This is a genomic window from Rhodococcus sp. B10 (assembly GCF_011770055.1).
In the GTDB taxonomy this organism is placed as follows: domain Bacteria; phylum Actinomycetota; class Actinomycetes; order Mycobacteriales; family Mycobacteriaceae; genus Rhodococcoides; species Rhodococcoides kyotonensis_B.
Genome location: NZ_JAAFYV010000041.1, coordinates 40326 through 52500 on the forward strand (window position 1 = coordinate 40326; position 12175 = coordinate 52500).

The 12175-nt window shown below is 62.9% G+C and carries 9 protein-coding genes; all 9 read right to left on the reverse strand.

Annotated elements, in window-relative coordinates:
• Positions 1-5: 5 nt before the first annotated feature.
• The gene (locus RhoFasB10_RS22430; protein ID WP_167678644.1) at positions 6-1610 is read right to left on the reverse strand and encodes a PucR family transcriptional regulator ligand-binding domain-containing protein; all 1605 of its coding nucleotides are present in this window, start codon (positions 1608-1610) and stop codon (positions 6-8) included.
• Positions 1611-1725: 115 nt separating this feature from the next.
• Positions 1726-4284, reverse strand: coding sequence for a bifunctional FO biosynthesis protein CofGH (locus RhoFasB10_RS22435; protein ID WP_167678646.1), 2559 nt, complete (start codon positions 4282-4284; stop codon positions 1726-1728).
• 51 nt (positions 4285-4335) lie between these two features.
• On the reverse strand, positions 4336-4965 hold the full coding sequence (cofC, locus tag RhoFasB10_RS22440; protein WP_167678648.1) for a 2-phospho-L-lactate guanylyltransferase: 630 nt from the start codon (positions 4963-4965) through the stop codon (positions 4336-4338).
• A gap of 18 nt (positions 4966-4983) precedes the next feature.
• A complete protein-coding gene (locus RhoFasB10_RS22445) occupies positions 4984-6015 on the reverse strand; it encodes a TIGR03842 family LLM class F420-dependent oxidoreductase (RefSeq protein WP_167678649.1) in 1032 nt (343 codons plus the stop codon).
• Positions 6016-6066: 51 nt separating this feature from the next.
• Complete coding sequence (gene hydA / locus RhoFasB10_RS22450) at positions 6067-7485, reverse strand: dihydropyrimidinase (protein WP_167678651.1); 1419 nt, start codon at positions 7483-7485, stop codon at positions 6067-6069.
• A 101-nt stretch (positions 7486-7586) separates the two neighbouring features.
• Positions 7587-8894, reverse strand: coding sequence for a M20 family metallo-hydrolase (locus RhoFasB10_RS22455; RefSeq protein ID WP_167678653.1), 1308 nt, complete (start codon positions 8892-8894; stop codon positions 7587-7589).
• Positions 8895-8993: 99 nt separating this feature from the next.
• Positions 8994-10307 carry an MFS transporter gene (locus tag RhoFasB10_RS22460; RefSeq protein WP_206031235.1) on the reverse strand — a complete coding sequence of 438 codons (1314 nt, stop codon included), beginning with the start codon at positions 10305-10307 and terminating at the stop codon, positions 8994-8996.
• Positions 10308-10546: 239 nt separating this feature from the next.
• Positions 10547-10768 carry a ferredoxin gene (locus RhoFasB10_RS22465; protein WP_167678657.1) on the reverse strand — a complete coding sequence of 74 codons (222 nt, stop codon included), beginning with the start codon at positions 10766-10768 and terminating at the stop codon, positions 10547-10549.
• A gap of 5 nt (positions 10769-10773) precedes the next feature.
• Positions 10774-12045, reverse strand: a complete 1272-nt coding sequence (locus RhoFasB10_RS22470) for an FAD-dependent oxidoreductase (RefSeq protein ID WP_167678658.1) — start codon at positions 12043-12045, stop codon at positions 10774-10776.
• Between the last annotated feature and the right edge of the window lie 130 nt (positions 12046-12175).

The following is a 12175-nucleotide window of genomic DNA, read 5'->3' on the forward strand; positions in this document are numbered from 1 at the left end:
ACGTCCTACCTGGTGGTTCGCCAGGTGGCGTTGAGCGCCATCAGGGCGGCGTGCAACGAGGTGCAGACATCCGCAGACTCGAGGTCCACCGCTAATGTGCGTTCGATCGACGCTAACCGCTGATAAAACGCCGGTCGAGAGATATGGGCCGCAGCGGCGGCACTGGACTTGTTTCCGCGGTGGGCGAGATACACCTCGAGGGTGCTGCCAAGATCGGTTCCATGACGGTTGTCGTGATCGAGTAACGGCGCGAGCATGCGTTCAACGAATGCCTGCAGTCGTGGATCGTCGGCGAGGGTGAAGAGCAGGCCTCGCAACTGTACGTCGGGCATCTCGAAATAGTCGCGTTGCCCGTCGAGCGCGCGAGCGGCGAGTGTGACGTGACGCGCCTCAGCGAACGAGCGCGCCAGTTCACCGAGTGAGCGGACAAAGGTCCCGACTCCGATCAGATGATCATCGGGGAGATTCACATGGATGACACTGGCGGCCAGAGCGAGGACCCGTTCCTTTTCCTCGGCCGTATTCAACGTGATCATCACGTCGATGTTTCCGTCAGGCGAAGGAGCGACCAGGGACTTGATCCCTTTCGTGCGCAGTTGTGCGGCGATGGTTCGTGCGGTCCGTGCCGTTCCCCGCGCTGGGACGGCTTGTTGTCCCGGGACCTTGTGGATGACGGCGGCGATCAGGATTTTTCGCGTGGTGGGAACGCCGAATGCTTGTGTCCGCGCGTGCATGTCTCGTTCGTTGAGGTAGCGGTGCTCGAGAATGTCGGTGAGGATCGACCGCTGCACGCGGTTCTCGAGCTCATCGGTGTTTCGGGCGAGTAGCCGGTTCAATGTCAGCGCCGTTGCCGCGCGCTCGACGACCATCTGCTGCTCATTGGTGACGCTTTCGGACGGGACCACGATCAGTCGTCCGAAAGTCTGGCCGTGTGCTTCGACCGACGTCACCGACCAGCCTTCCGAATCGCCTTCCGCTGGGCGGCCGTGGGTACGGATCGACCGTGACCGATTCGTCCAATTCGCGAGTAGGTCCTCTGTTGCCACATCGAGTGCGGAGTATGCCAGCACTCGATGCATCAGATCTTCGTAGACGACGGGGGAACCAATCATCTTTGCTGTCTCGTGCACGATCTCGGCGACGCTTGCCCCCTCGATGCACAGTGCAGTGAAGGTTTCGTGAGCTCGGGCGGACAGACTGAGGGCGTCAAACTGATGCTGAACGATGCGTGAATGCACTGCTTCGGTGAGGTGGACGAACCGGACCTCCCGTCGTAGCTCCACGAGAGGGAGCCCCGTCCGTGCGCATGCCCGAATCATGGCCTCGGGGACGGTGGCGAATCGACGCCCGGTCTCGATGAAGAGGCCGCTCGCCTCCGCGACCGCAAGGGCCTCGATGTAGTGGCGCAGCTCGGACCCGTTCTCGGGCAGAGCGATGCCCGTGGTGAGGATGAGCTCCCCGCCTTTGAGCAGCGATGAAATGTCTTCCAGTTCACTGACATGTGCCCATCGGACGCGCTTGTCCAGCTTGGAGTGGCCGGCGAGCACCTGCGGCCGCCCCGATTGCACCTCGGGCATCGCGATGATGTCGGCGACAGACGGCAACGTCATTGCTATGACCTTTGCTGTGTTGTGTGTCGATACCGTGATGCCTCGCGAGGACCCCATGGTGGTAGAGAAGGCCGGAGCCGAACGGAGCATTTTGTGCCGCGATCGTCGTCAACGGTCACGCGTCACCCCCTACACTGCGGTGCGCGATGCTATGGACCGGCTCGTACGTCGTGGTGCGCTGCGCGGCGCTTCGGCCGATACCGTGGGCGATCTCCTCCAGTCCCGCCACGGTCTTGAGTGAACCGTGCTGCGAACCGGCCATACGCGAAATCGTCTCTTCCATCAAGGTCCCGCCGAGATCATTGGCCCCTCCACTGAGCATGGCTTGAGTACCGGCGACTCCCAGCTTGACCCAGCTTGTCTGGATGTTGTCGATTCGGCCGTGCAGCATGATCCGCGCCAAGGCGTGGACTGCGCGGTTGTCGCGTTGGGTCGGGCCTGGCCGTGCCGCACCCGCGAGATACAGGGGCGCGTTCTGATGGACGAAGGGCAACGGGACAAACTCGGTGAAACCCTGTGTCTGGTCCTGAATCCCTTTCAGAACATTGAGGTGCGTGATCCAATGCTTCGGCGTATCGACGTGCCCGTACATCATCGTCGACGATGATCGCAGGCCGACCTGGTGGGCAGTTGTGACCACGTCGATCCACGTCTGCGTCGGCAATTTTCCTTTGGTGAGGATCCACCGCACCTCGTCGTCGAGGATCTCCGCAGCCGTACCTGGGATGGTGTCCAGGCCCGCCTCGGATAGTTCGGTCAACCAGTCGCGCACCGACTGCCCACCGCGGGTGGCGCCGTTGACGATCTCCATCGGCGAGAACGCGTGTACGTGCATCGACGGCACCCGTGCTTTGACAGCTCGGACGATGTCCGCGTAACCGGTCACCGGCAACTCCGGGTCGATACCGCCCTGCATGCACACTTCGGTGGCGCCCGCCACATGCGCTTCCCATGCGCGATCGGCGACGTCCGAGTTGGACAGCGTGAATGCATCAGCGTCGCCTTTGCGTTGCGCGAACGCGCAGAAACGACATCCGGTGTAGCAGATGTTGGTGAAGTTGATGTTCCGGTTGACGACATAGGTGACATCCGACCCGACGACAGCGTGACGCAGGTCGTCGGCGAGGCTGGTGACCGCGGTCAGTGCGTCTCCTTCCGCGGTGGCCATCGCGAGATATTCCTCATCGGTGCATTCGCCGGGATTGCGCTCGGCGGCGGACAACGCCGCATGCACGTCACGGTCGATGCGTTCGGGCGCGCGGATTGCCGTTGTGTGGGCCCGGACGGAATCCCAGTCACCAAAGACCGACCCGAGGTCGGACCGGTTGTCGGTGTTTCTTCCGGTGACGTCGATCTCGGTGTTGAGGTCGGTTCGGCCGAGGGACTCCCACACCTCGTCAGGCTCCTGCCATGGCATTCCAGTCGGTATCGCGTCGGCCTGGGCCAACCCGGTGCTCATATCGGTGAGCGCACGAAGATGCGGTGTGACACGCGGGTCTATCCAGGGCGGACCGGACAGCGTGTAACCGGGTTGGACGGCCGTGCGTTCGCGCAGGATGTACCCGGCGTCGGCAGTGATCTTCGTCAGCGCGTCGAGTTGAGGCCAGGGCCGCTCCGGGTTGACGTGATCGGGCGTCAGCGGCGAGACCCCTCCCCAGTCGTCGATGCCGGCGGCGAGCAGGGCCCGGCATTCGTGCTCGCTCACCAGGTTCGGTGGGGCCTGCACTCGCATTGCGGGGCCGAGTAGCAGCCGGGTGACGGCGATCGTGGCGCGGAAGTCGTCGAAATCCGTATCGGGTGTTGACCGCATCGCGGTGTCCGGCTTGGCTCGGAAGTTCTGAACGATCACTTCCTGGATGTGCCCGTACTCTTTGTGTGAGGCGCGGATTGCCATGATGGACTCGACCCGGTCTCGGAGGGTTTCACCGATTCCAACCAGGATGCCGGTGGTGAAGGGGACGTTAAGTCGTCCCGCGACGGCCAGGGTATGCAGACGAACCTCAGGATCCTTGTCGGGGCTTCCGTAGTGGGGCTGTCCTTTGACGTCGAAGAGTCTGCGGCTTGTGGACTCGAGCATCATTCCCATCGATGGGGCGACGGGTTTGAGTCGCGCCATCTCTTCCCAGGTCATCACTCCGGGGTTCAGGTGAGGGAGAAGCCCGGTCTCTTCGAGCACTCGGATCGCCATGGCCCGCAGGTAGTCGATGGTCGAGTCGTAGCCGCGTGAAGCCAACCACTCCTGCGCCTCCGGCCATCGGGATTCCGGGTGGTCTCCGAGGGTGAAGAGGGCTTCCTTGCACCCCAACGCGGCGCCGGACCGTGCGATGTCGACTACCTCGTCGGGGTCCAAGAACAGGGACTCGTTGTGGGACTGGAGCCGGCGGGGGCTGACGGCGAAGGTGCAGTAGTGGCACTTGTCCCGGCACAGGCGTGTGAGCGGGATGAACACCTTTCGTGAGTAGGTCACCGTTTCGGGCCGGTTCGCGGCCGTCAGGCCCGCGTCCCGAACCCGCGACGCGGAGGTGCACAAATCGTCGAGATCGTCACCTCGTGCGTGGAGGAGCACTGTCGCCTCGTCGACGTTGAGGGGCAGCCCTTTGCGGGCACGATTCAACGATCGGCGAATCGCCGATCCATTTGGTTGGATCGGATTGGGTTCAGCGCTCATATTCATCTACTACCGCGTTCTGCTATTGGGAGCGCCCACATGCGGGCGCACCAACCTTCAGGAATTGACCGTCACATACTGTTGCTGTTTGGACATCAGCGTTTTCGTCGCGCGGCCGACCCCTAGCCGCGCCGCCGCCTCGAGGTGCTCGACCGTATCGACGTCTCGGCGGATACCGGGATACGAATGGACAGCGAGTTCGGTGTATCCGGCGGCGGCGTAGTCGCCGGCGGAGCCCGGACCGAACTTCGGCCGCAACCGGTCCCCGGTGCTGAACAGTGCCGTCGTCCCGAAGCCCTCCCGATCCGAGACGTAGCTTTCGCCGCACTGTGAGGCGAGAAAGCACACCTCCGAGAATTCCTCGGGAGTCAGGGCCGGAAGATCGGCCATCACCACGGCGGTGTGGGTGTCCGGCGCCAGGCGGCGGACCAAACCCAACCCTGCCGCTACCGATCGATTGAGGTCCCCATGCAGGTCATCGAGGAAAACTACTCGGGAATGGGACTGCGCCTCGCGGACGACCGGGTCGGCGGTGATCGCGAAGATCACAGCCACATCCGGGCATCCGCTGAGGGCCGCGACTGTGTCCTGGGCGAAAGCCAGCGCATAGTGCTTTCGCATGTCGCCGACGTCCAGGCGACTCTTCGCCGCGGTGAGCGGCTTGACGGGTACCAGAACAGACCACATGTCATGTCTCCTCAGGTGTCACAGGATCGCGCTCTCTGCGGCGTTGATGGCACCGATGACACGGTTGCCGTACTCGGCGATGGTCTGATCTTGACCGTCGTGCTGTAGGTAGATCGCGAACTGGTCAGCACCGAGCTTCTGCAGTTCCTTCAGGCGTTCGACGTGGTTGTCGACCCCGCCCAGGATGCAGAACCGATCGACGATCTCGTCCGGAACAAAGGACGCATGGGAGTTGCCCGCACGTCCATGCTCGTTGTAGTCGTAGCCCTGACGTCCCTTGATGTAGTCGGTCAGTTCCTTCGGAACACCTGCCGTCCGACCGGATTCGTCGGTTCCGTACTTCGACACGATGTCGGCGACGTGGTTTCCCACCATTGCGCCGAACCAACGGCACTGGTCACGCTGATGCTCGATGTCGTCGCCCACGTAGGCGGGTGCTGCCACACAGATCTTGACGTCGTCGGGATCGCGGCCGGCATCTGCGGCTGCGTTCTTGACCCGCTCGATGGTCCACTTCGCGATGGCGGGGTCGGCCAGTTGGAGCAGGAACCCGTCGGCGACCTGGCCTGTCAGCTCGAGCGCCTTGGGCCCGTATGCCGCGACGTACACGTCGAGCTGCGATTTCGCCGCCCAGGGCAACCGAACGGTGCTGCCGTTTACCTCCGAGGTACGGCCGTTGGCGAGGTTGCCGACCACTCCGACGGCATTACGCAGATCCGTCAAAGTGGACGGCTTGCCCGCGAGGGACCGTACTGCGCTGTCGCCGCGCCCGATACCGCAGACCGTGCGATTGCCGTACATCGAATTCAAGGTGGCGTAGGTCGAGGCGGTGACCGTCCAGTCGCGGGTGAGCGGGTTCGTCACCATCGGTCCGACCTTGATGTTGCGGGTGTTCGCCAGGATCTGGCTGTAGATGACGTACGGCTCCTGCCACAGCAGGTGGGAGTCGAACGTCCAGAAGTAGTCGAATCCGCGGTTCTCGGCGGCAACTGCCAGTTCGATCGTCCGCGATGCCGGCGGATTACATTGAACCACTATACCGAATTCCATTGTCTTTCCCTTCGTGCTGAACGTTGTATCGATGTCACAAGTGGGTAAGTGCTAGATGAGGTACTGGCTGAGACCACGTTTGATGTACTCGCCGTGGCCTGGCCGACCGTGGTATTTGCCGTCGTCGATGAGGATCTTCCCTCGCGACATGACGGTGTCGACGTGGCCGTCGATTTCGAATCCCTCCCACGCGGAGTAGTCGATATTCATGTGGTGGGTCTTGCCCACTCCGATGCTGGTGTGCCCGTTGGGGTCGTAGATGACGATGTCGGCGTCGGCACCGGGTTCGATGACCCCCTTGCGGCCGTACATTCCGAACATTCGGGCTGGCGTAGTGCAGCAGAGTTCGACCCATCTCGGCAGCGAGATCTCCCTCATGACGACGCCTTGGTACATCAGATCAAGGCGGTGCTCGACACCCCCGAATCCATTCGGGATTCTCGAGAAATCGTCGATCCCCATGTCCTTCTGTCCCTTCATGCAGAAGGGGCAGTGGTCGGTGGAGACCACCTGAAGGTCGTTGGTGCGCAGTCCCTGCCACATGTGCGCCTGGTGCCCTTCGGCGCGTGCCCGGAGAGGTGTCGAACACACCCACTTCGCACCTTCGAAGCCGGGGGCCCCGAGTTGCTCTTCGAGCGAGAGATACAGGTACTGCGGACAGGTTTCGGCGAACACGTTCTTCCCGCGGTCGCGCGCTGCCGCGATGTGCTCAACGGCCTGCTTCGCGCTGACGTGCACGATGTACAGCGGAGCTCCGGTCAGATCAGCAAGCATGATCGCGCGGTGGGTCGCTTCCGCTTCCGCCTGCCAGGGCCGGGTGAGACCGTGGAAGTACGGGGCGGTGTCGCCGCGCTCGATCGCCTGCTGCACCAGAACATCGATGACGCTTCCGTTCTCGGCGTGCATCATGACCAACGCGCCGTTGTCCGCGGCCTTCTGCATGCCTCGGAAGATCTGGCCGTCATCGGAGAGGAAGACGCCCTTGTATGCCATGAAGAACTTGAAGCTGGTCACTCCCTCATTGACCAGTTCGTCCATTGCTGTCAACGAGGAGGGTTGGATGTCGCTGAGCACCTGGTGGAAGCCATAGTCGACGGCGCAGTTCCCGGCCGCCTTCTTGTGCCAGGCCTCGAACTGTTGCAGGGGATTCTCCCCCGACTTCTGGATGACGAAGTCGACGATCGACGTCGTGCCACCCCATGCCGCTGCGCGGGTGCCCGTCTCGAATGTGTCCGAGGCTTCGGTTCCACCGAAAGGCATCTCCATGTGGGTGTGCCCGTCGATAGCACCGGGGATGACGTATTTCCCTGTCGCATCGATGACCCGCTCGACAGTGTTCCGGCTCACCAGTTCGGAGTCTGTGCCGGGCGCGAGGATGGCCGTGATGGTCTCACCGTCGACGAGGACGTCGGCTTTGCGAGTGCCGGTGGCGTTGATCACCGTGCCGCCCGATATCAGTGTTCTTCCCATGGTTTGCGTCCGCTCTGTCTGTCTGTTCGATGTCCTGATGGGCGGGGGTGCGTGCGATGTCGTTGGCGCACGCACCCCGGGTCAGCTCTGGGTGCTGACGGCTACTGCGCCGGGCTACCGGTCAGGGCGCCGCGGCTCATTCGGAACAGGGTCTCGGCGAGGAGTTCGACCCCATTGCACAGGTCCTTGTCCTCGGTGAATTCCAGTTCGCTGTGGGAGATACCGTCAACGCTCGGGATGAAGAGCATCACGGTCGGCACGAGATCCTTCATGTTCGTCGAGTCGTGGCCGGCCCGTGTCTGCACCTCGATGTTGCTCAGTCCGAGGTCGTCGGCGACGGTACGCGCGAGCTCCACACCCTCGCCCTGGTAGTAGTTCGCCTTCCATGTGTGGGCATGGCGCTTCTCGATTCGCACATTCGCTTTGACCTCGATCTCGGCGAACTGTCGACGCAGCAAGTCGTCCGCCTCGGCCAGAATGGCGTCGTCCGGAGAACGCAGGTCAAGGTGCATCTGCACTTCGCGGGCGACCACCACCGGCGAGTTGGGATACACGGTGAGTTGTCCGCAGGACGTGTGGAGTTTGAGCTCGTAGCGGTCCGCGAGTTCGCGCACTGCAGCCACGGCAAGGGCCGCGCCGTAGAGTGCGTCCTGCCGATCTGCCATCTCCGTGGATCCGGTATGAGCCTGCGCGCCGTGCACCGAGATCTCGTACTTGTTAGCCGCCCACGTCGACGGAACCAGCCCGATCTCGACGCTCTGTTTATCAAGGATCTTGCCCTGCTCGATGTGGATCTCGGCGTAGCAGGCGACGGATTCGGAATCCCCGAAGACTGCCTCGGTTCCGATCTCGCCAATGGCCGTCAAAGCTTCACGGACCGTCGTACCCTCCGTGTCGGTGGTCCCGAGTGCCACATCGCGATCGAGTTTGCCGGTGAAGACAGCGCTGCCCATCATGCTGGGTTTGAAGCGTGAACCCTCTTCGTTGAACCAATCGACCACGGCAATGTTCAGCGCGGCCTTCTCACCGGAACTGCGGTAGTGGGACACGACGCGTTCGGCAGCGTGTGCGGCGGCCAGGACGCCGTAAGCGCCGTCGAATCGACCGCCGCGGGGCTGGCTGTCGAGGTGCGAACCTGCGAGCACGTACGGGGCACCCGGCGTCAGCTCCACCAAGGCGAACATGTTCCCGGCGTGGTCGCGTCGGACCGAGAATCCTCGTTCCGTGAGCCAGCCCGCCAACCAGGAGCGGGTTTGTCCGTGTTCCTCGGTTGCAGCCTGCCGTTCGATGCCGCCGGCTTCGGTGGCCCCGAAGGACGACATCGTCGCGAACGCGTCGAGAAACCGGGTTGCGTCTTCGTTGTTCTGCGGAAGAAATGTTGTGCGATCACTTTGTGTGGAATTCGTCATGAGATCTCCTGCTTGTGTCGTAATAGCGCTGTCACCGCGGGCGAATACGAAACACCCGTTGGCGAGGCGTTCCCGTGCATCCGCCCCTCGATCGAGGTGCTAGAAGATCCGCACTTCGCCGGGCTTCACGTTTCGGGCGGCGAGGATGACAACGCCGGCAGCGAAGATGGGCAATGCTCCCCACATCAGCGCGGTATTGGTCCAACCAGTTCCACCGGCGAGTGTCATCGTGATGAGTGCACCGGCGACGACCGCGCCGAGCTGCCCGGAAGCGGCGACAATCGAGTTGCCCGTAGCCCGGACGTGAACCGGGAAGCTCTCGCCGCCGAAGAACAGCAGGGCAGCGAAGGGGCCGGAAAGGAGGAACAGCCCCAGGCTGTACAGGGCTACGATCAGGCCGTAATCGCTGTTCGGGGTGAGCAGCATCGCAGTGAAGCACGCGCCGCAAAGGATCCATCCGATGGCGATGGTGTTGCGCCTCCCGATCCGGTCGCCGAGCCAGCCGAAGAACATGTAGCCCGCGATGGCGCTGAAGTTCGAGACGATCAGAATTTGCAGTGCTCCGTCGAATTCGATGTTCTTTCCGTCAGCGGAGTTGAGCACCGATGTTCCGAGAATGCTGAAAGCGAGTACACCGAACCAGATCAAGAAGAAGGACAGGCTGAGGACGACAGTTGAGCGCAGGGATTCACGCTTGAAGGCGGACACGAGCGGGGCCGACTGATCTTTCAGATCGAGCCCGGCGGCCTCGACGAGTGCGTGGGCTTCGTCTGATCGGCCGTTCTGGAGGAGCTTTTTCGCCTCGTGGCGGACGGTGAACTGCGGGCTTTCCTTCAGGTACTTCGCGGCCCAGACCATGAATAGCGCCGGAAAGGCACCGACGACGAAACACAGCGCCCATCCGCCGATCGGGAACAGCAGGTAGATCGAGCCGACAGCGAGGACTGATCCGATCGAGAAGCCCGATTGCACGACTGAGTAGATGAGTCCGCGGCGGCGCGCCTTGGCTGGAGTGGTGTATACATGCGCGAACATCTCGTTGAGATACGTTGCATTGATTGCTTGTTCGGCGTACCCGAGCCCGGCAACCGAACGGACGAGAATGAGGATCACCACTCCGACACCGGCGATGACGCCGACCACCCATCCGGCCGCGGCAGTCAACGCGGACATGAGTGCCGCTCCGATAACGGCGATGACGATTCCCCGCCGCCTGCCGAGCTTGTCGACCATCGGGCCGACGCCGAACGCGACGAACGCGGTGCCAATGGTGACCCAGGTGTTCACACCGGTCGAGTACGACTCGGTCCAACCGTGGTCTTCGGCGAGCTTGGGGAGCAGACTGCCGAAGAGCACGAAGTCGTAGACCGCGAACGTCCAGGCGAAGAAGCAAATCCAGGTTGCTGCCTTCACGTCTTTTTCGGTGACAACAGGTATTTGAGATACCTTCGCTGCAGTTAGATCCATCCCGAGTGACTCCTCTTTCAGGCCGGCGCGATTCTTCACGACCGGGGGCATGGGTTGTCGACATGATGCTTGTGGGCGCGGCCGGTCGACTCAGCCGTTGCGATAAGTCCGCACGTTCGCCGAACGGCCGGTGGCCGAACTGTCTAATGTGCGGTATTGCTGGCAATCCCCCGGTGGTTTGTTGGTTAGAAGAGTTCGATCTCTTCGCCGTTCTCTACCAACGTGATACAAGCTGTGGGGCAACTCTTTGCCGCCCGCAACAGCTGTCCCCGATCAGAACCCGACGCCATTGGCAACACCACCGCGACCCCGGACGGATCGATCTCGAACGCCGCCGGCGCCAAGTTCGCACACATCCCCGAACCGCAGCAATCGGCCTGATCGAGACCGACCTCGATCTCTGACACTGAACTCACCGAACCTCACCTCCACCAAGAACCGCAGCAGCAGGGGCGAACTCGACCGCCTCACTCCACGGCTCTCTAGAACCGATCATTTTCCGAAGACGCCGGAACTGCTTCGGCGCATTCACCGTCACCGCACCACGCACCAACTCCCCCTGCCGATACGCAGAGACCAGGCGCGACAGATCCGGCCGCTCCTCGACAACCTCGACGTCCCCCGCGAACACCCCCGCCCCCTGGATCTTCACCCCGTACTGATCCGACCAGAAATACATGTCGTGCCCGAACGGTCCCGCAACCTGCGACCCGTGCACCAACACCCGGGCAGCGTGCGCACCCTGATCACCAGCGGTGGTCCACTGCTGCGAGCGCATCCTCACCCCGCCGACCGCCGCATTCGGCCACGACACCGCATCACCGACCCCGAACACCACATCGGAACCAGCACGCAGGAACTGATCGCACTCGAGTCCGTCACCGAGCGGAAGACCACTACCGGAAAGCCACTCGACGTCCGGCACCACCCCGACACCGACCACCACCACGTCGGCCGCAATCGCCGACCCGTCATCGAGGACCACACCCTCGACGCGATCACCGCCGACAATCCCGGTCACCCCGGCACCGCACCGCAAGGACACGCCGTTGAGTTCGTGCAACCCGCTCAGCGACCTCGCCACCACCGGTCCGATCGCCCGCTCCATCGGGGAGCGCGCAGCCTCGAGCACCGTCACATCCAAACCGAGTGACCGCGCACTGGACGCGACTTCCGCACCGATGAAACCACCACCGACAACCACCACCTTCGGGCCCGTCAGCAACTCCGCATACAGCGCCGCCGAATCCTCGACAGTGCGCACCACGTGCACACCCCGAGGCGGCACCGCACACGGCAACCGCCGCGGCCGCGCCCCCGTCGCCACCACCAACGCATCGAACGGAACCTGCTCTGCCACAGACGATCCGTCCAACTGCACCGACAGCACCCGGGCAGACACATCCACCGCGCTGACCTGGGCACCGGTCAGCATCGTCACGCCGAGATCCCGGAAATAATCGCGACCGTGATACTCCGCCGCCACAGCACCCAACTCACCCGTGAGCACCTGCTTCGACAACGGCGGCCGATCATACGGAAGATGCGTCTCGGCACCGATCACCGAAACCGGCCCGTCATAACCCTCACGACGAACCCCCTGCACCACCCGCAAACCAGCAACACCGGCACCGACCACCACCAGGCCCGCGGAACCAACCCGCCCACCCAACACACCACTCATACCCGCGACCCCCCACCACACCAGCCGGCACCCGCCGACACACGCCACCGGCCAACCGGAACCTCGGAGAACCACTCGTTCATGCACATCAGTGTGGAATAGACCACTCCCCGCCCACGCCACCCCAACA

Coding starts and splice junctions, on each gene's coding strand:
- cofC (WP_167678648.1), bottom strand. CDS start 4,965: ATGTGGTCTGTTCTGGTACCCGTCAAGCCGCTCACCGCGGCGAAGAGT.
- RhoFasB10_RS22430 (WP_167678644.1), bottom strand. CDS start 1,610: ATGACGTTGCCGTCTGTCGCCGACATCATCGCGATGCCCGAGGTGCAA.
- RhoFasB10_RS22435 (WP_167678646.1), bottom strand. CDS start 4,284: ATGAATATGAGCGCTGAACCCAATCCGATCCAACCAAATGGATCGGCG.
- RhoFasB10_RS22445 (WP_167678649.1), bottom strand. CDS start 6,015: ATGGAATTCGGTATAGTGGTTCAATGTAATCCGCCGGCATCGCGGACG.
- RhoFasB10_RS22455 (WP_167678653.1), bottom strand. CDS start 8,894: ATGACGAATTCCACACAAAGTGATCGCACAACATTTCTTCCGCAGAAC.
- hydA (WP_167678651.1), bottom strand. CDS start 7,485: ATGGGAAGAACACTGATATCGGGCGGCACGGTGATCAACGCCACCGGC.
- RhoFasB10_RS22470 (WP_167678658.1), bottom strand. CDS start 12,045: ATGAGTGGTGTGTTGGGTGGGCGGGTTGGTTCCGCGGGCCTGGTGGTG.